The 18408-nt window shown below is 70.4% G+C and carries 20 protein-coding genes and 1 pseudogene; 12 read left to right on the top strand and 9 right to left on the bottom strand.

Translation table 11 applies throughout. The annotated features are described in order from the left end of the window. Positions 1-24 precede the first annotated feature (24 nt). Positions 25-1023 carry a TAXI family TRAP transporter solute-binding subunit gene (locus ABZY45_RS24600; protein ID WP_356743028.1) on the top strand — a complete coding sequence of 333 codons (999 nt, stop codon included), beginning with the start codon at positions 25-27 and terminating at the stop codon, positions 1021-1023. A 31-nt stretch (positions 1024-1054) separates the two neighbouring features. On the opposite strand, the gene ABZY45_RS24595 is transcribed toward ABZY45_RS24600, so the two are convergent. Together ABZY45_RS24595 and ABZY45_RS24590 are read right to left on the bottom strand one after the other, a co-directional pair. Further along, positions 1055-2449, bottom strand: a complete 1395-nt coding sequence (locus ABZY45_RS24595; RefSeq protein WP_356743026.1) for a HAMP domain-containing sensor histidine kinase — start codon at positions 2447-2449, stop codon at positions 1055-1057. A gap of 15 nt (positions 2450-2464) precedes the next feature. After that, positions 2465-3157, bottom strand: coding sequence for a response regulator transcription factor (locus tag ABZY45_RS24590; protein ID WP_356743024.1), 693 nt, complete (start codon positions 3155-3157; stop codon positions 2465-2467). Positions 3158-3504: 347 nt separating this feature from the next. Here ABZY45_RS24590 and ABZY45_RS24585 point away from each other — a divergent pair, with 347 nt between their 5' ends. From ABZY45_RS24585 to ABZY45_RS24545, 9 genes are all read left to right on the top strand, one after another. Next, positions 3505-4290, top strand: a complete 786-nt coding sequence (locus tag ABZY45_RS24585; RefSeq protein WP_356743022.1) for an amino acid ABC transporter ATP-binding protein — start codon at positions 3505-3507, stop codon at positions 4288-4290. A gap of 65 nt (positions 4291-4355) precedes the next feature. Continuing rightward, the gene (locus tag ABZY45_RS24580; RefSeq protein ID WP_356743020.1) at positions 4356-5198 is read left to right on the top strand and encodes a glutamate ABC transporter substrate-binding protein; all 843 of its coding nucleotides are present in this window, start codon (positions 4356-4358) and stop codon (positions 5196-5198) included. Positions 5199-5300: 102 nt separating this feature from the next. Further along, a complete protein-coding gene (locus ABZY45_RS24575; protein WP_356743019.1) occupies positions 5301-5969 on the top strand; it encodes an amino acid ABC transporter permease in 669 nt (222 codons plus the stop codon). Continuing rightward, positions 5966-6880, top strand: coding sequence for an amino acid ABC transporter permease (locus ABZY45_RS24570; RefSeq protein WP_356743017.1), 915 nt, complete (start codon positions 5966-5968; stop codon positions 6878-6880). The genes ABZY45_RS24575 and ABZY45_RS24570 overlap by 4 nt, the downstream gene beginning before the upstream one ends. Positions 6881-7069: 189 nt before the next feature. Further along, the gene (locus tag ABZY45_RS24565) at positions 7070-8704 is read left to right on the top strand and encodes an FAD-dependent monooxygenase (protein WP_356743381.1); all 1635 of its coding nucleotides are present in this window, start codon (positions 7070-7072) and stop codon (positions 8702-8704) included. Between the two features lie 32 nt (positions 8705-8736). Continuing rightward, entirely contained in the window at positions 8737-8823 is an 87-nt protein-coding gene (locus ABZY45_RS24560; RefSeq protein ID WP_311605579.1) for a putative leader peptide, read from the top strand. 236 nt (positions 8824-9059) lie between these two features. Continuing rightward, positions 9060-9641: a cysteine dioxygenase gene (locus tag ABZY45_RS24555; RefSeq protein WP_356743380.1), complete on the top strand. Its 582-nt coding sequence runs from the start codon at positions 9060-9062 to the stop codon at positions 9639-9641. Then, the gene (locus ABZY45_RS24550; RefSeq protein ID WP_356743378.1) at positions 9632-10045 is read left to right on the top strand and encodes a rhodanese-like domain-containing protein; all 414 of its coding nucleotides are present in this window, start codon (positions 9632-9634) and stop codon (positions 10043-10045) included. The genes ABZY45_RS24555 and ABZY45_RS24550 overlap by 10 nt, the downstream gene beginning before the upstream one ends. Positions 10046-10256: 211 nt before the next feature. Then, positions 10257-10997 (top strand): hypothetical protein, encoded by a 741-nt coding sequence (locus ABZY45_RS24545; protein ID WP_356743016.1) that lies wholly within the window; start codon positions 10257-10259, stop codon positions 10995-10997. A gap of 403 nt (positions 10998-11400) precedes the next feature. Here ABZY45_RS24545 and recX read toward each other — a convergent pair whose 3' ends face one another. Together recX and recA are read right to left on the bottom strand one after the other, a co-directional pair. Continuing rightward, a complete protein-coding gene (recX, locus tag ABZY45_RS24540) occupies positions 11401-12096 on the bottom strand; it encodes a recombination regulator RecX (protein WP_356743014.1) in 696 nt (231 codons plus the stop codon). A gap of 3 nt (positions 12097-12099) precedes the next feature. Beyond that, positions 12100-13227 (bottom strand): recombinase RecA, encoded by a 1128-nt coding sequence (gene recA, locus ABZY45_RS24535; RefSeq protein ID WP_356743013.1) that lies wholly within the window; start codon positions 13225-13227, stop codon positions 12100-12102. Between the two features lie 428 nt (positions 13228-13655). On the opposite strand from recA, the pseudogene ABZY45_RS24530 reads away from it, so the two are divergent. After that, a pseudogene (locus ABZY45_RS24530) lies at positions 13656-13766 on the top strand (short-chain dehydrogenase); the annotation flags it as partial. 13 nt (positions 13767-13779) lie between these two features. On the opposite strand, the gene ABZY45_RS24525 reads toward ABZY45_RS24530, so the two are convergent. Beyond that, complete coding sequence (locus ABZY45_RS24525) at positions 13780-14901, bottom strand: AI-2E family transporter (RefSeq protein WP_356743376.1); 1122 nt, start codon at positions 14899-14901, stop codon at positions 13780-13782. 222 nt (positions 14902-15123) lie between these two features. After that, the gene (locus tag ABZY45_RS24520) at positions 15124-15318 is read right to left on the bottom strand and encodes a DUF3046 domain-containing protein (protein WP_356743012.1); all 195 of its coding nucleotides are present in this window, start codon (positions 15316-15318) and stop codon (positions 15124-15126) included. Between the two features lie 79 nt (positions 15319-15397). Here ABZY45_RS24520 and ABZY45_RS24515 point away from each other — a divergent pair, with 79 nt between their 5' ends. Continuing rightward, positions 15398-16312, top strand: coding sequence for a hypothetical protein (locus ABZY45_RS24515; protein WP_356743011.1), 915 nt, complete (start codon positions 15398-15400; stop codon positions 16310-16312). Positions 16313-16355: 43 nt separating this feature from the next. On the opposite strand, the gene ABZY45_RS24510 is transcribed toward ABZY45_RS24515, so the two are convergent. The 3 genes from ABZY45_RS24510 to ABZY45_RS24500 are packed head-to-tail and all read right to left on the bottom strand — an operon-like array spanning position 16356 to position 18308. Further along, on the bottom strand, positions 16356-16661 hold the full coding sequence (locus ABZY45_RS24510) for an AzlD domain-containing protein (RefSeq protein ID WP_356743009.1): 306 nt from the start codon (positions 16659-16661) through the stop codon (positions 16356-16358). Next, positions 16658-17437 (bottom strand): AzlC family ABC transporter permease, encoded by a 780-nt coding sequence (locus ABZY45_RS24505; RefSeq protein WP_356743008.1) that lies wholly within the window; start codon positions 17435-17437, stop codon positions 16658-16660. Before ABZY45_RS24505 ends, ABZY45_RS24510 begins: the two co-directional genes overlap by 4 nt. A 10-nt stretch (positions 17438-17447) precedes the next feature. Continuing rightward, positions 17448-18308 carry an AraC family transcriptional regulator gene (locus ABZY45_RS24500; RefSeq protein ID WP_356743007.1) on the bottom strand — a complete coding sequence of 287 codons (861 nt, stop codon included), beginning with the start codon at positions 18306-18308 and terminating at the stop codon, positions 17448-17450. Between the last annotated feature and the right edge of the window lie 100 nt (positions 18309-18408).

Here is an 18408-nt window from a genome sequence, read left to right as displayed (position 1 = left end):
AGCACGGGCTGGCAGGATCGCGCCATGCTGCACGCACTGTCCCGGTTCGGCCGGCGACGCACCCTTCGGGGAGGCGCCGCCGTCGCCGTCGTGCTCGGACTGCTGCTGTGGTGGGTCCTCCCGATCGGCGAGGACGAGCCGAGCGGTTCGCTCACGTTCTCCACGGGCGTGCGCAGCGGGGTCTACCAGCGCTACGGCCAGCGGCTGGAGCGCGCGCTGGCCAAGGACATGCCCAAGGTCTCGATAGAGCTGCAGAACAGCGAGGGCTCCCAGCAGAACGTCGAGCGGGTCGCGACGGGCAAGGCGGACTTCACGATAGCCACCGCCGACGCCGTCGCCACGTATCTGCAGAGCGGGAAGCCGGGCGCAGGGCGGCTGCGGGGCTGTGTCCGGCTGTACGACGACTACGTCCAGCTGGTCGTGCCCAGGGACTCCGACGTGCGCCGGACCGCCGATCTGCGCGGCAAGCGGGTGGGCGTGGGGCAGAAGGGTTCCGGGGTCCTGCTCGTCGCCGACCGGCTGATGAAGGCTGCGGGGCTCGATCCGGCGGCGGACATCGCCCCGGTCCATGCCGGGATCGACACGATGCCCAAGAGGCTGGCGGACGGCCGGCTGGACGCGTTCTTCTGGTCCGGCGGGCTGCCCACCGCCGCGGTCCAGGACCTGTCGGAGAAGTTCGCGATCCGGCTGGTCCCGCTGGAGGACCCGGTGATCAGCAAGCTCCAGGCGGCCGGCGGATCCACCCGCTACTACCGCTCGGCCGTGATGCCGGCCGACGCCTACCACGACGCCCAGCAGGGGCAGGCGGTGCAGACGGTCGCGGTCTCCAACCTGCTGATCACCACCGACCGCACCGAGGCGCTGACCACGGAGGCGTTCACCCGCACCGTGATAGACAGCCGCGACAAGATCGGGCGTGAGGTGCACTCGGCGCAGCTGGTGGATCTGCGGACGGCGATCTACACCGATCCGCTGCCGCTGCACGAGGGCGCCAAGCGCTACTACCGCTCGGCCAAGCCCTGACCGCCCGCCGCCGCTGCTGCTGCTGCCCGGCTCACGCGTGCAGGGGGTGGCGCGGCACGGTGACCGTGACGCGCAAGCCGTGCGGTTCGTGCGTGGAGTAGCCGATCGATCCGCCGCCCGCGGCGAGCAGGGCGCGCGAGATGGAGAGTCCGAGCCCCGACCCCTTGACGTTCTGGTGCCGGCCGCTGCGCCAGAACCGGTCACCGACGCGCTCCAGCTCCTGTTCGGTCAGCCCGGGCCCGCGGTCGGCGACGACGATCGTGGCGGTGGTGCCGTCCGTACCCACCGTGACACGGACCTCCTCCCCTGCCGGGGTGAACTTCAGCGCGTTGTCGATGACGGCGTCCAGGGCGCTGGACAGGGCGATCGGATCGGCCCAGCCGGTCACCGCGGGAGTACCGTCCAGCGTCATCCGTACGCCCTTCTCCTCGGCCAGCGGCCTCCACGAGGCGACGCGTTCACCGGTGAGCGCGCCGATGTCCGTGACCTGGAGATCCGCCGCGGCGTGTTCGGCCAGTGCCAGGTCCAGCAGGTCGTCGAGGACCTGGGCGAGGCGCTTGCCCTCCGTGCGGACGGAGGCGATCTCCTCGTTGCCCTCGGGGAGTTCGAGGGCGAGCAGCTCGATGCGCAGGAGCAGCGCGGCCAGCGGGTTGCGCAACTGGTGCGAGGCGTCGGCGACGAAGGCGCGCTGCTGCTCCAGCACCTGCTCGACGTTGTCGGCCATCTCGTTGAAGGAGCGAGCGAGCCGGCGCAGTTCCGGGGGCCCGCCGGAGGCGACAACGCGGGACCTCATGCGTCCGCTGGCGATGTCGTGGGTGGCCGCGTCCAGGATGCGTACGGGCAGCAGTACCCATCCGGTGAGGCGGAAGGCGGCTCCCACGGCCACGAGCAGCGCCAGGGCCTCGCCGAGGGCGAGGAGCAGCCAGCCGCGGAGTATGCGGGACCGCATGTCCCCGGTGGGTGAGTCGGTCACCACGACGGCGACCACGTCACCGTCGCGTACGACCGGGGAGGCGACGGCTATGCGGTCGCTCTGCCAGGGCCAGACCTGCGGCGGATCGTGCGAACGGCGGCCGAGCAGGGCTTCCTGGAACGCCTCGCGCCCCTCACCCTCGGCGGGCAGGGACCAGGTGGCGGGGGCCTTGGCGAGGGCGCGGTCGTCCCGGTAGAAGACCCCGGCACGGATTCCGTACACCGAGTCGTATGCCTCGAGTTCGGTCTGCAGGGTCCGATGGCGGTCGTCGGTCCCCCCGACGGGTTCGCTGACGAACTGGGCCAGTGCGCCGAAGCGCGCAGTGTCGTCGATGCGGTCGATGACGACCCGCTGCTGTTCGGCGGCGGCCACCCGCACGGCGAGCGGGAAGCCGAGGGCCAGCAGCACGGCGGCCATCAGGATGAGGAGCAGGGGAAGCAGGCGGGTGCGCACCGGGTACGTACGTCCTCAGGCCGGCGGCGGGACGAGCCGGTAGCCGACGCCCCGTACGGTCTCGATCAGGGCGGGCAGCCTGAGCTTGGAGCGCAGCGACGCCACGTGCACCTCGAGGGTGCGGCCCGTCCCCTCCCAGCTGGTCCGCCACACCTCGCTGATGATCTGCTCGCGGCGGAACACGACACCGGGGCGCTGCGCGAGCAGCGCGAGCAGGTCGAATTCCTTGCGGGTGAGCTGGACCTCGTGATCGCCGACGCTGACCCTGCGGGTGGGCAGTTCGATCCGGACGGGGCCGAGCAGCAGGGCGGCGAGCGGGGTCGGGCCGGTGTCCTCACCGGACGGCCTGCGCCGGGCGACCGCGTGGATGCGGGCCAGGAGCTCACCGGTGTCGTAGGGCTTCACGACGTAGTCGTCGGCGCCGAGGTTGAGGCCGTGGATCCGTGAGCGGACGTCGGACCGGGCGGTCACCATGATCACGGGGATCGCCGAGCGCTTGCGGATCTTCCCGCACACCTCGTAGCCGTCCTGGTCGGGCAGCCCCAGGTCGAGGAGCACGACTCCGAACGGTTCACGCTCGGCCGGCAGCAGCGCCTGCAGGGCCTCCTCGCCGCTGCGGGCGTGGACGACCTGGAAGCCGTGCCGTGCGAGCACGGCGGACAGGGCCGCCGCGACATGGTCGTCGTCCTCGACGAGCAGCAGTCTCATGGGTCCCCTCTCCGCCTCGTTCTCGAAGGTCCTCACGCGGTCCGGGAACCGTGCGTGACCGTACACCCTGTTCAGCCCGGCGAATCTTCCCGTACGCCGACGATTCACGTCATCCCGCACCAGGCATCCACGCCGATGACGGGTACGACAGTCAAGCCCCGGCCCGTTACCACCAGGTTTCCGTTACCCACCCGGTACGCCTCCGAGCAGCCCGTGGCGTCCCGTTCACGCGGTGTGTCCGGTTGCGGCCGGATCGTTATGCTCAATTTCCGCTCAGATGTAATGACGCTGATCGCACTGCGTCACTAGGGTCCTTCCCTAACCGAGGAGGACGGAGCAAGAAGCCGATGAGCGGAGTTTCAGTGAACAAGGCCGCCGAGGATGCCGCACCCGCGGGTGACGACCTTGTCGTACTGAGCAACGTCAACAAGCACTTCGGCGCGCTGCATGTGCTCCAGGACATCGACCTGACCATCGCCAGCGGCGAGGTCGTCGTAGTCATCGGGCCCTCCGGGTCCGGGAAGTCCACGCTGTGCCGCACGATCAACCGCTTGGAGACGATCGACTCGGGCGCGATCTCGATCGACGGCAAGCCGCTTCCCCAGGAGGGCAAGGAGCTCGCCAGGCTGCGTGCCGATGTCGGCATGGTCTTCCAGTCGTTCAATCTCTTCGCGCACAAGACGGTGCTCGAGAACGTGATGCTGGGCCAGGTCAAGGTCCGCAGGACGGACAAGAAGCTGGCCGAGGAGAAGGCCAGGGCGCTGCTCGACCGCGTGGGCGTCGGGGTGCAGGCCGACAAGTACCCGGCGCAGCTCTCCGGCGGTCAGCAGCAGCGCGTGGCGATCGCCCGGGCGCTGGCGATGGACCCGAAGGTCATGCTCTTCGACGAGCCCACGTCGGCGCTCGACCCGGAGATGATCAACGAGGTCCTGGAGGTCATGCAGCAGCTGGCCCGGGAGGGGATGACGATGGTCGTCGTCACCCACGAGATGGGCTTCGCCCGCTCGGCGGCCAACCGGGTCGTCTTCATGGCCGACGGAAAGATCGTCGAAGAGGCCACGCCGGACCAGTTCTTCAGTGCCCCGCGCAGCGACCGGGCGAAGGACTTCCTGTCGAAGATCCTTCACCACTGATCCCGCACGGCTGGGCTCAGGACCAGCTGATCACTCACATCGTTCCAACCCAGGGGAATCCCATCATGCAGCTTCGTAAGGTCACCGCCGCCTCGGCCGCCGTGCTCGCCCTCGCCCTCACCGCCACCGCCTGTGGTTCCGACGAGAAGGACGACGCCGCGGGTTCCGGTGGTGGCGAGAAGATCACCATCGGCATCAAGATCGACCAGCCCGGTCTCGGCCTGAAGACGCCGGACGGCAAGTTCACCGGCTTCGACGTGGACGTCGCGACGTACGTCGCCAAGGAGCTCGGCTACGAGGCGAAGAACATCGAGTTCGTCGAGACGAAGAGCGCGGACCGCGAGACCGCGATCGAGCGCGGCGACGTGAAGTTCATCGCCGCGACGTACTCGATCAACGACGAGCGCCTGCAGAAGGTCGACTTCGCGGGTCCGTACCTCCTCGCGCACCAGGACGTCCTCGTCCGCGCCGACGACAACTCCATCAAGTCGCCCGAGGACCTCAACGACAAGCGTCTCTGCTCCGTCACCGGTTCGACCTCCGCGAAGAACGTCAAGGAGAAGCTGGCCCCGAAGGCCCAGCTGCAGAACTACGGCGGCTACTCCGAGTGCCTCACCGGCCTGGAGAACAAGGCCATCGACGCCCTGACGACGGACGACTCGATCCTTGCCGGCTACGCGGCGCAGGACGTCCACAAGGGCAAGTTCAAGCTGGCCGGCTTCAAGATGACCAACGAGAACTACGGCATCGGCCTCAAGAAGGGCGACGCCGACCTCAAGAAGAAGATCGACGCCGCGCTGACCAAGATGGTCTCGGACGGCTCCTGGGACAAGGCGGTCGAGACCAACTTCGGCCCCGCCAACTACAAGAACGAGGCCGCGCCGAAGATCGGCGACGTCGTCAAGTAGGTCTCCCGCCCGCCAGGCGGTCCGAAGACGGGCTGACGAGGTGCGCCGCCGCAGAGACGGCGGCGCGCCGAGCCCTCCCCACACGTGGAAGCACGGGAGATCGTGTTCGACTTTCTTGAAGGTTACGACCTACTGGGGGCCTTCTGGGTGACGGTGAAGCTCACCGTCTACTCCGCCCTCGGTTCCCTCATATGGGGAACGCTGCTGGCCGGTATGCGGGTCGGCCCGGTCCCCCTGATGCGCGGTTTCGGTACCGCTTATGTGAACATCATCCGCAACATCCCCCTGACCGTGATCATCGTCTTCGCCTCGCTGGGCCTCTTCCAGACCCTGCAGGTCGAACTCGGTGGCGGCGGGGACTTCGAGGTCATCAACTTCCGGCTGGCCGTTCTCGCGCTTGCCCTCTACACCGCCGCCTTCGTGTGCGAAGCGCTGCGGTCGGGCATCAACACGGTGCCGACCGGACAGGCCGAGGCGGCGCGCGCGCTCGGGCTGAACTTCACCCAGGTCCTGCGACTGATCATTCTCCCGCAGGCATTCCGTTCGGTCGTGAACCCGCTGGCCAACGTGCTGATCGCGCTGACCAAGAACACCACCGTCGCTGCGGCGATCGGCGTGGTCGAAGCGGCGTACCTCATGAAGGACATGATCGAAGCGGAAGCCCAACTGATCCTCATATCCGCCGTCTTCGCGTTCGGATTCGTCTGCCTCACCCTCCCGACCGGGCTTCTGCTCGGCTGGGTGAGCAAGAAGGTGGCGGTGAAGCGATGACGACGTCCGTCCTCTTCGACGCACAGGGACCCCGCGCCAAGCAGCGCAACATCCTGTACACCGTCGTCTTCCTCGCGGTCCTCGCCGCGGTGGCGTGGTGGGTCTACACCAGTCTCGACGAGAAGCACCAGCTCGACTGGGTCAAGTGGGAGCCGTTCTTCACGAGCCCGCAGCCGTGGGAGACCTACATCTGGCCCGGGTTCCAGAACACGCTCAAGGCGGCGTTCTTCGCCCTGCTCATCGCCCTGCCTCTCGGGGCACTGTTCGGCATCGGCCGGCTCTCCGACCACCGCTGGGTGCGCATGCCCGCCGGCGTCGTGGTGGAGTTCTTCCGCGCCATCCCCGTCCTGATCCTGATGATCACGGCGAACGCCGCCTACGCGGAGTTCACCGACATCGCCACCGACCAGCGCCTGCTGTACGCGGTCGTCACGGGACTGGTGCTGTACAACGCCTCGGTGCTCGCCGAGATCGTGCGGGCCGGAATCCTCTCCCTTCCGCACGGGCAGACCGACGCCGCGAAGGCCATCGGCATGCGCAAGGGCCAGACCATGCGGTATGTGCTGCTGCCTCAGTCGGTCACCGCGATGCTGCCCGCCATCGTCAGCCAGATCGTGGTCATCGTGAAGGACACCGCCCTCGGCGGCGCCGTGCTCACGTTCCCCGAGCTGCTGGCCTCGGTCCGTCCGATGAGCGCCAACTACGGCGCGAACACCATCGCGTGCTTCACGATCATCGCGCTGATCTACATCGCGCTGAACTTCGCTCTGACCTCCTTCGCGAGCTGGCTGGAGAGCAGGCTGCGACGGGCCAAGAAGGGCACGGGTGCCGTCGTCGGTGCCGCGCCCGGCGGCGGCCTCCAGACCATCGAGGCCCCGCCGGTCAAGTCCGGTGGTGTGGACAAGGTCTGACGGCCGGTCCACACCGTCTCCACCCGGGGGGCGCGGCGCTCACGCCGCGCCCCCCGCCACGTTCCCTGGTCACTTGACGCATGCACCGTCAGTAGGTTGCATACGTTCTGTGATCCCGCCCCGAACCACCGCCGCCGCAACCCCCTCCTCCCCCTCGACCTCGACGAACGGCGCCGGAGGGTTCACACCGTGGACCCGGTGATCATCGTCGGCGCCGGGCCGGTCGGCCTGTCGCTGTCGCTCGCCCTCGCCGCCCAGAGCGTCCCGTCCGTCGTGCTCGACGAAGGCCCGGGCAACGACGAGCTCCGCCCCGCCCGCACCGTGGTCCTGCGCGAGGACACCGCGGACCTGATGGAACGCCTCGGCTGCTCGTCCCTGCCCGGCGAGGGTCTGCGCTGGACCGGCTGGCGCTCGGTCCGCCGCAAGCAACTGGTGCGGGCCGTTCCGCTGGGCGAGGAGCAGGGCACCGTCCCGCTCCCCTCACCCGTACACCTTCCCCAGCACGCGCTGACCCGGGGGCTGCGCGCCGCGGTCGCCGCGCGGGATCTGGTCAGCATGGTGCCGCTGAGCAGGATCGACACCCTGGAGCAGGACGATCACGGAGTCACGGTGCACACCCGGGAGCCCGGGTCGACCTGGTGGCGGGGAAGCTACCTCGTGGGCTGCGACGGGGCTCGATCCACCGTACGCAAGTTGCTGGACATCAGGTTTCCCGGCCGTACGGCGGTGGAACGGCACGCTGTCGCCGCGCTCCGCGCCGAGCTGCCCTGGCCCGGCGAGGCCGTGCTCCACCGGGCTCCGCCTTGGCGTTCCGGGGGCGCGGAAGTCACCGCACGGCCGCTGCCAGGCAGTGTCTGGCGGCTGGACTGGCTCCTTCCGCCACGCGGCGAACTCGTCACCCCCGACGCCCTGATCACGCGCATCCGCGACACGCTCGCGGGCTGGTGCGGTGAGACGCCCGCCTACGAACTGCTGGACACCGGCGTCTACACGCTGCACCACCGGCTGGCCCGGCGCTGGCGGTCCAAGCGTGCCTTCCTGGCCGGGGACGCCGCGCATCTGCTGGGTGCGCTGGGAACCCAGGGGCTGGACGAAGGGCTGCGGGACGCCGAGAACCTGGCCTGGAAGCTCGCGCGGGCCTGGCATCAGGACGCCGGCGAGCTGCTGCTCGACAGCTACCAGGCCGAGCGACGGGCCGCAGTGGCCTCCAGGCTCCGGGCGGCCGACCAGTCGCTGCCGATACTGCGGGGCGGTGCGGGCCTCCGGACGCTCGTGCCCGGCAGCGCGCGCGGGCACGACACCCTGCTGGCAGACGGGCATCTGGGGTGCGGCCCTCTGGGCGCGCCCCCTTCGTACACGCAATCCCCCCTTTCGCCTCAACCCGCCGAGGGCCACGTCGCGGTGGGTACGGCCCCTGGTGCGCCGGTCGCGGATGTGCGGGTGACCGCGCCCGACGGGACGGCGGTCCGGCTGCGCGAGCGGCTGGACCAGGGGCACCTGCTGGTGATCCTGATCGCACCGGGCACCGGGGTGTGGGACCGGAGGCACTGGCTGACCGCGGGTGTCATGCCCCGGCTCGTCGAGGCGGTGGACGCCCTGCCGGTGAAGGCCGAGCTGCTGGTGACCGAGAGCTACCCCGGAGCCACCGCCCACACGGTCCTGCTGGTCAGGCCGGACGGGCATCTCGTGGCTGCTTTCAGCGGCGTGCGGCCGGCGGAGCTCTTCGCCGCGGCCGACGCCGTGCGCGGGGGTGGTGCGGGCCCGGCGCACGCGGACGGGGCCCGCACCACCACGCGCTCCGACCGGACCGCGGACGTCAATTGACCGCCACAGGCGCGCATGGTGTACTCCAGATCATGACCGACACCGATGTGCGCCTGTGGCGGAGGGTCCATATGGACCTCGTCCGCTATGCGGGCTGCGTGTGTCGCCCGTCCTGCTGAATCGCTTCCCTCCGGCACGTCGTGCTGTTCTCCGCGCGGCCGTGCTTCCTTGCGAACTTCTCAGGACGGCCCCTGTGTCTGCACCCTCTCCCTCCTCCGCCACACCCGCATCCACCGTCGGCGTGGACAGGCCCGCGAGCACCCCCGTGGACGGCACCGCCCGCAACGCCACACGCGTGGACAACACTGCCGCGCATGCCACGCCCGCGGACGCCACCGGTGCGGATGCCACACCCCTGGACGCCACTTCCGCAGTCGCGGCCCCCGCCCCTGGCCCCGGCGGCACGAGCAGTGCCGCCGCCACGGAGGGCAGCGCCCGTGTTCCGGCACCTACCGCCGCGGAACTGCTCGACTTCGTCCGCCGGACCGCGCAGGACACCGCACTCATCTCCTCGCTGCCGCTCGACCCTGAGGGGCGTACCTGGCTACGGCTCGACGGCCCCGGCGGGAGCGAGGCGTGGCTGATCAGCTGGCCGCCCGGCACGGGCACAGGCTGGCACGACCACGCGGAGTCGACGGGGGCGTTCACCGTCGCCGCCGGTGCCCTCAGGGAACTCTCGCTGGCCGCCCGGCTCCCCACGGACGGCTGGAAAACCCTCGAACTGAGCGAGGGCGTCGACCGGACCCGGCTGCTGGCGACCGGTCAGGGCAGGGCGTTCGGGCGGCACCACGTGCACGAAGTGCTCAACGAGTCCGGGCACGAGCACGCCGTGTCGGTGCACGCCTACTACCCGCCGCTTCCGCAGATCCGCAGGTACAGCCGCACGGGTGCGGTGCTGCGCCTGGAGCAGACCGAGCGCCCCGAGGACTGGCAGTGAGCTCCGTGGAAGAGAACCGGCCGAAGCCGTCAGGCATCGACGAACTGCTGGAACGGGTCCGGGAGGATTACGAGCGCATCGGCCCCGAACAGGCCGCCGCCGAGGCTGCGGAGGGCGCCCTGCTCGTCGACATCCGTTACGCGGCTCTCCGTGAGCAGGACGGCGTGATCCCCGGGGCGCTGATCGTCGAGCGCAACGAGCTGGAATGGCGACTCGACCCCCAGGGCAGTCACCGTGCCCCGCAGGCGGTGAGCCACGATCTGCGGATCGTGGTGATCTGCAACGAGGGCTACGCGTCGAGTCTCGCGGTCGCCTCCCTGCACCAGCTGGGGCTCCACCGGGCCACCGATCTGACCGGCGGCTTCCAGGCCTGGCGCGCCGCCGGGCTCCCGGTCACTCCCTGACAGGAGCGCGCGGCTTCCCCCGTGCAGTCCGGTACCGGTCATCCCGATACCGGCCTGCACGTGGTCGCGGCCCCCGTCGGCCTCCCCCGCCTTCGTCAACCCGAATGAGCACCTGACACACCCGAACGCTGCTCCCCGGTGGAGCAATCGCCGCGCGCGACGGACATTCTCCTCATCACTGAGGACCGGAATGTACGGAGATGTCGCGCCGATGGAAACCTCTCAGCTCACCCCGGACCAGCTCGACGCACAAGTCTCCCGCCTGCACGCGACGGAGGCCTGGCAGCGCATCGTCACAGGCTGGGACCGCACCGCTCCGGAGCCTGCGAGCCCGGACCATGCGGGCCCACCGCCCCTGCTGCTCGATCCGGAGCCTGCGGATCCCGAGCCTGCGAGCCCGCCGGCCGTTGCGGCGGCGCCTGCCGGCCCGCCTCCCGTCGTTGCCGTGCAGGGCGGTGGGGCGAGGCCCGTACCTCCGGCCGACTGGCGGGGCCTGCTGTCCGTGCCCGTCGACCAGCTGATCGACGAGTCCCTGCGGGCACTACCCGCTCCAGCCCCCCGGGAGCGGCCCCTGCCCGGACGCCTCGGCGCCGTACTGCCCGAACGTTTCCACGCGTGGCGCCGCATCGGACAACCCGATGTGCCCCCGTCCACCCACCTCGGCCACGCACGGCGGATCCTCACCGAGTGGGGCTGGCAGAACACCCCCTACCGCCTGCGAAACGCCCGCGGTGCGCGCTGCCTCTGCGGGGCCATGCTGACCGCGCACCGGCTCGGTTACGGGTCCCTCGACACAGTGGACCGCGCCGGGGCCTGGCTCATCACCGAGCTGCGCTCCCAGGGATGGACCGGCCTGATCGGCCCCTGGAACCGCCAGCCCGGTCGCACTGCCGCCGAGGCTCTGGCCCTCCTGGACGCCACGATCCGCCGGGCAGCTCAGGCAGGCCATTAAGCCCCCGGAATCGCAGGTGTTCACGGCACTCACTGAGCGTCCCGGGCAGTCACGGCGCGCACTGGGCGTCTCACAGAGTCATGGCGCCCCCTGAGCGTCTCAGGCAGTCACGGCGCCCACCGGTTGTGACGGTAGCCCCCTCCGCCACCGTCACAACCCGTGCCGCTGCGGGCCGCACCGTCGCTCATATGCGATTCGACAACTGCCCCGCCCGCCCGTGCACCGGCTCGGCTACGACCCCCCGACCCCCGTTCGCACAGCACGGCGCTTTCCCCCGCCCGCGTTCGCGCCGCGTCGGCCTTCCCGTCGATCAGGTCCCGGCTGCCCGCCCCTCGCGCCCCTCGATCTCACCCCGTCCCCCCGTCCGGGTTTCCCGCCGTCCGGTCACCCGCTCCCGCTCGCGTCAGAACGGTTCGTCCAGCCCTTCCGTGTCCTCCCCCTCAGCCTCGAGCGCCTGACGCACCACACGAAGGGCCATCCCCTCCCCGTACCCCTTGCGGGCGAGCATGCCGGCGAGTCGGCGCAGTCGCTTGTCGCGGTCCAGCCCTCGGGTGGAGCGGAGCTTCCGGGCGACAAGCTCCCGCGCGGTGTCCTCCTCCTGTTCCGAATCGAGCTGCCCGACCGCTTCGTCGATCACCGCGGAGTCCACCCCCTTGGTACGCAGCTCCCTTACGAGAGCGCGGCGAGCGAGCCCTCTGCCGTGGTGCCGGGACTCGACCCATGCGTCCGCGAACGCCGCATCGTCGATCAGCCCGACGTCCTCGAACCTCGACAGGACCTCCTCCGCCGCCTCGTCGGGGATCTCTCGCTTGCGCAGTGCGTCCGCCAGCTGCTTCCGGGTCCGCGGGGTCCCGGTCAGCAGCCGCAGGCAGATGTTGCGCGCCTGCTCGACCGGGTCTCGCGGTTCCCCCTTCTCGGCCCTCGACGAGGAGGGGGAACCGCGGCTTCTGGAGCGGGAGCGGGAACGACGGCCCGCCCCCTCGCCGAACCCGGCCCCCCGGCCGGGCTCCGGCGCGTCCCCGGAGGGCTCTGCGGCGAACTCGGGGCCGGAACCCGCACCGGCATCACCGGCGTCCGGCCACTCCGTGCGACGTGTCACGGCCTAGCTCTTGGCCGCCGCGGCCTTGGTGGTCTTGGCCTTGGTCGCGGGAGCCGGCACCGACTTCGCGGCACCGTCGGCCGGAGCACCTGAGGCAGCCGCAGCGTCGGCGGCGGGTTCGGCCGCGTCCTCCGCACGGACCCCTACGCCGAGCTTGTCGAGGATCTTCTTCTCGATCTCGTTGGCCAGGTCGGGATTGTCCTTGAGGAAGTTGCGGGAGTTCTCCTTGCCCTGGCCGAGCTGGTCACCCTCGTACGTGTACCAGGCACCGGCCTTGCGGACGAAGCCGTGCTCCACGCCCATGTCGATCAGACCGCCTTCACGGCTGATGCCCTGGCCGTAGAGGATGTCGAACTCGGCCTGCTTGAACGGCGGCGCGACCTTGTTCTTGACGACCTTGACGCGTGTGCGGTTACCGACCGCGTCGGTGCCGTCCTTGAGCGTCTCGATCCGGCGGATGTCCAGACGCACCGAGGCGTAGAACTTCAGCGCCCGGCCACCGGTCGTGGTCTCCGGGGAGCCGAACATCACCCCGATCTTCTCGCGGAGCTGGTTGATGAAGATCGCGGTCGTCTTGGACTGGTTGAGCGCGCTGGTGATCTTACGGAGCGCCTGGCTCATCAGACGGGCCTGCAGACCCACGTGCGAGTCGCCCATCTCGCCCTCGATCTCCGCACGGGGCACCAGGGCCGCGACGGAGTCGATGACGATCAGGTCCAGCGCGCCGGACCGGACCAGCATGTCCACGATCTCCAGCGCCTGCTCACCGTTGTCGGGCTGGGAGAGGATGAGGTTGTCGATGTCGACGCCGAGCTTCTTCGCGTACTCGGGGTCGAGAGCGTGCTCCGCGTCGATGAACGCCACCGAGCCGCCGAGCTTCTGCGCGTTGGCCACTGCGTGCAGCGTCAGCGTCGTCTTACCGGAGGACTCCGGTCCGTACACCTCCACCACGCGGCCGCGCGGCAGACCACCGACGCCGAGTGCGACGTCGAGCGCGGTGGACCCTGTGGGGATCACCTCGATCGGCTCGTTCGGCCGCTCACCGAGGCGCATCACCGCGCCCTTGCCGAATTGCCGTTCAATCTGTGCGAGTGCGGCGTCCAGCGCCTTCTCGCGGTCGGTTCCTGCCATGGGTTCCACCCGATTTGCTTGAGTCGATCGCTTCACGTCACAGACGCTAACCCCTGCCACTGACAATGGGCCTCGACGTCCTCCCGGCCTGTGGACAACTCCACGGTCGGGCCCGGGAAAACCCGGCCGGAATCCCATGAGAATGGATGTTCGATTTTAGTGTCAAGCGCACCACGCCGGGCCGACACAGCCGAGGGTAGTGGCTCGCACCGGCCGGCAACGAGCGCACCAAAGGCCCACAGTCGCCCTGTTAAATTCTGCCTATATAGGGACAAAAAACGCGCGACCCGTCAGGAAGAGCCGCCCCGGTGGCCGGAGGCACCCGCGGCGCGGCCGGGGAGTCGCGGTCCAGCTGGGCCCTACCGGGTGTCCTTCTTCTACGACCTGGCGAAGACGTCGGTGAACCGGACGGCTTTCGCGCCGCGGAACTGGCGCCGGTCTACGGATTCACCGGTCTCGACGCCAGCAGCCAGGAAGCCTGGAGATATCTCCTGGAGGTCCAGGACCGGGGCCTCCCGGCCGATGTCAACGGATACCGGCGACGCGCACGCCTCACCGCCGGATCCGGTCGCGCACCGCCCGTCGGATCCTCGACAGCACCGGCTCGCCCCGGCGCGAGCGGTGGCCGCCCTGCACCCGCGGGTCGTCCGTCACCGCGTAGCGCTTCACGTACGCGCCCAGGAATGCCTGGAGCGTCGCCACCGCCGGGATGGCGACCAGCGCCCCGACGGCCCCCATGAGCGCGGTACCGGCGACCACCGATCCGAAGGCGACCGCAGGGTGGATGTCGACCGTCTTGGACGTGAGCTTGGGCTGGAGTACGTAGTTCTCGAACTGCTGGTAGACCACCACGAAACCGAGAACATACAGCGCGTACCAGGGGTCGACGGTGAAGGCGATCAGCATGGGCAGCGCACCGGCGAGGTAGGTGCCGATCGTGGGGATGAACTGCGAGACGAGGCCCACCCAGACCGCGAGCGCCGGTGCGTAGGGCACGCCCAGGACCACCAGCAGGATGTAGTGGGCGCCTCCCGAGATCAGTGCCATGAGCCCGCGTGAGTAGATGTAGCCGCCCGTCTTGTCGACGGCGATCTCCCATGCGCGCAGGACCTCCGCCTGCCGGGCGGGCGGCAGCACGGAGCACAGCGCCCTGCGCAGCCTGGGGCCGTCGGCCGCGAAGTAGAACGAGAACAGGAAGATCGTCAACAGCCTGAACAGGCCGCCCAGCACTGTCGTGGAGACGTCGAGCACGCCGGTCGCGCTGTTCTGCACATAGCGCTGGAGCCAGTCCGAGTGCAGCAGGCTGTCCTGCACCTCGACCCGGGAGAGCTCGGTGCGGAAGGTCTGGTTGACCCAGTTGATCACCGAGTCGAGGTACTTGGGGAACTCCTCGACCATGTCGACGATCTGCCCCGCGAGCATCGAGCCGAGCAGGACGACGAAACCGACCCCGGCGACGAGCACACCGAGGAAGACCAGGAAGGTGGCGAGTCCACGCCGCATCCCCCGTCCGGCCATACGGCCGACGGCCGGTTCGATCGCCAGCGCCAGGAAGAAGGCGATCAGGATGTTGGTCAGCAGCCCGATGAGCTGGTCGAAGGCCCAGCTGCCCAGCTGGAAACACCCGTAGAGCGCGAGGGCCATGACCATGGCGCGGGGCAGCCAGGCGGGCATGCGGGCGGGGCCGGCGCCGGGTGGCGGACCGGGTGGAGCGGCCGGCGGGACGGGTGGGGAGGCGGGCGGCTGGGTCTGGGCGGTCTCGTCTGTCGGTGCCACGGGACAAGTCTCGCTCACCGCTGTGACAGCCCGGCACCGGCAGGTGGCGCCGAGGTGGCCGTACGGGGGCCGACGCCCCCTGCGTCAGCCGGTTCGGCGCCCGTCATCCTTCTGTGCCCGTCAGCGCTTGTCGGGGGGTACACCGACCGCCGTGCAGACGCCCCGCCACACGTCCTTGGCCTCCCACCCCGCGGCCAGGGCCTCGTGCACCGTGCGGCCGCCGAGCTCGGACATGACGTGGTCGCGCGCGAAGGAATCCGCGTACGCCTCGCCGAAGTGCTCTGCCATCCGTTCCCAGAAAATCGTCAACCGCATGCCCCCAGTATCCCGCTCTACGGGTGCAGCCGGGCCGGGAGCCCACTGCGGAGGGCGCTTTCCCCTCTACGGTCTGTCCATGGCTGGAACCGGAGCACATGCCCTCGCCCGCGCCGAGCAGTTCGTCTGGCTCACCGCACGTGTCCTCGAACAGCGGCGGTTCGCCCATCTCTTCCTGGAAGGCGGTGCGGATCCCGTCGAAACCGCGCTCGCCGCCTATCTGAACGACGACGGGGGCTACGGCCACGCGCTCGAACCCGATCTGCGGGGGCCCGTGAGCCAGCCGCTGCACACCGCTCACGCGCTGAGCGTCCTCGACTCGATCGGCCGTTGCGGTGGCCCGCGTGTGGAGCGGGTCTGCCGCTACCTCACCGACGTGTCGACCAAGGAAGGCGCGCTGCCCGCGCTGCACCCCTCGCAACGCGGCTACCCCGCGGCGCCCTTCGTCCCCGTGGTGGACGACCCGCCCGCCGAACTGCTGGCGACGGGTCCGGTGGTGGGGTTGCTCCACCGCAACGAGGTGTGGCACGCCTGGCTGTTCAGGGCCACCGACTTCTGCTGGGCCGCCGTCGACTCACTGGCACGGTCCCATCCGTACGAGATCGAGGCGGCCGTCGCCTTCCTGGACGGTGTCCCCGACCGGGCCCGCGCCGAATCCGCCGCCGAACGGCTGGGGCAACTGGTCCGTGACCAGCGGCTGGTGGTGCTGGATCCGAGGCACCGCGCCGATTACCCGGTGGCGCCCGGTTACGCCCCTGATGAGCACCACTTCCCTCACGACTACGCCAGGACCCCCGGTTCCCTCGCCCGCCGCTGGTTCAGCGACGCCGAACTGGAGCGCTCCCTGGACCATCTGGCGGCCGAGCAGCAGGCGGACGGCGGCTGGCCGGTCAACTGGCGTCAGTGGGCACCCGGAACGGCCCTGGAAGGGCGTCCGATCGTGACGCTGAAGGCGCTGCAGACGCTGCGGGCGTACGGACGCGACATCAGCTGACCCGGAGCGCGGGGCCCGGAGCGCGAAGCCCGGCCACCCCGTCTCACAGCAGGGCGCGCAGCACCGCGGTGACCACGACGGCGGAGCCGACGACGACCAGGAACGGGGCCCGCAGCATGAGGGCGACGGCCGCAGCCGCGAGCCCGGCCGCTCTCGCGTCCAGCACCAGGTGCTGCCCGTGGCCGAAGGTCTGCTGGGCGGTGAGGGCCGCGAGCAGCGCCACCGGCAGGAGCGCGGCGAGCCTCTGCACGAGGGGGCGTTCCAGCACTCCCGCGGGCACCAGCAGTCCCAGGAGCTTCGCGAGATAGCAGCCGGCCGCGGTGAGACCTATGGCGATCCAGATGTTCATCGCGCTTCCCGGGGTGTCGTGGGGGCTTCGGAGCGTGCCTCGTCAGGGTCCTTGCCCCGGCCCCGCAGGAAGAGGACCACGGGAGCCGCCAGCGCGGACACGAGTACGGGCGCGCCCGCCGGCAGCACCGGCAGGAGGCCGAGGAGCAGCAGGACCGCCAGGCCGGCCGTGACGCGCTCCGTGCTGCTCCGGAGCATCGGCGCGAGCAGGGCGAGGAAGACCGCGGGACCGGCGGCGTCCAGCCCCCAGGCACCGGTGTCGCCGAGTGCCTCGGCCCCGAGCGCGCCGGCCAGTGTGGTCAGGTTCCACAGGACGTAGAGGGTGAGCCCGGTGACGGTGAAACCGATGCGTGCGGCACGGCGGGTGGGCTGGGGCAGGGTGACGGCCGTCGTCTCGTCGATGACCCACTGGGCCGCGAGAGGGCGCAGTGCGCGCGGCAGCGCGAGGAGCTGGGAGAGCCGCAGTCCGTAGAAGGCGTTGCGGATGCCCAGGAAGAACGCCCCGGCCGCGGCGGTGTAGGGGTTGCCGCCGGCGGCGAGAGCTCCCACCAGGGCGAACTGGGAGGCGCCGGTGAAGACGAAGAGGCTCAGCGCGCAGGTCTGGAGGAGGGTCAGTCCGGAGCCTGCCGAGGTCACTCCGAAGGCGAAGCCGGAGAGACCCACGGCTATGCCCACGCCGAGTGCGTCCCGGACGACCGCGGAGTCCGGCTTGTGCGGGCCCGTGACCGGCGCGTCGGGGGCGCCGGTGCTCTGAGGGGGTGCTGTCTGTTCTGCCACGGCCGGAACGTTACGGGGAGGGGGCCGGGCCGGTCTTGTACGTTCTTGCACGGTCGCGCTGGTAGGCGCCCGGAGGCACCCCGACGATCCGGGTGAAGTGACGGTTGAGATGCGGCTGGTCGGTGAAGCCGACGGCGGTGGCGGCTGCGGCGGGCGCGGTTCCGGCGTCGAGCATGCGGCGGGCACGGCGCACTCGGGCGTCGGTGAGCCAGGCGTGCGGGGGCATTCCGTAGTGCTTCTTGAAGGCCCGCAGCAGGGCGAACGGACTGGTACCCAGTTCCGCGGCGAGCGCCGCCAGGGTGGGGGGCCGCTCCATCCGCTCCTCCAGTATGGCCCGCGCGCGTGCCGCGGCGCGGGCACCGGCGGAATGGGGCGCCCTGGTCGGCAGCACGCTGCCGTGGCGGTCGAGCAGGCGGGCGACCATGACGCGCAGGACGCTGTCGGCGGCCAGCGCGTTGCCCTCCTCGGCGGCCCTGTGGACCTCGGTGATCAGCCTGGCGGCGTGCGGGTCCCGTACGCCGGTCTCGGCGAAGCCGACCGTGCCGCGCAGGCTCGTCAGGTCCGCCGCGATGTCGTTGATCACCTGGGCCGAGGGGTAGAGCGTGGCGTACACCCATCCCTCCGGCACTCCGGCGCGGGCGGTGTGCGGTACCTCGGGATTGATCATGACCACGGTGCCGGGACCCGCGTGCACGGTGCCGCCGGGGAGTCCGACGTCCTCGACGCCGCTGGTGATCGTGCCGAAGACGAAGCCCTCGTGGCTGTGGCGCGGGAAGGTGTGGCGGACGTAGCGGGCACGGAGCAGATCGAGGTCGGGAAGCTCCGCGTACTGCCAGTACCTCGCCCACTCCTGTTCCGCGCCCGCCGTCATACTCGGCATTCTCGCAGGTCCGGGCGGGTGGCCGCAGTCCGGACAGGTAGGTATCCGGGCACGTTCCCGGCCGTTGTCGGTGCCGGGGTGCACGATGGGG

The organism is Streptomyces sp. NPDC006516 (assembly GCF_040611875.1).
GTDB lineage: Bacteria > Actinomycetota > Actinomycetes > Streptomycetales > Streptomycetaceae > Streptomyces.
Note: the sequence above shows the minus strand (reverse complement) of the source record. Positions and strands in the feature narration are given on the sequence as shown.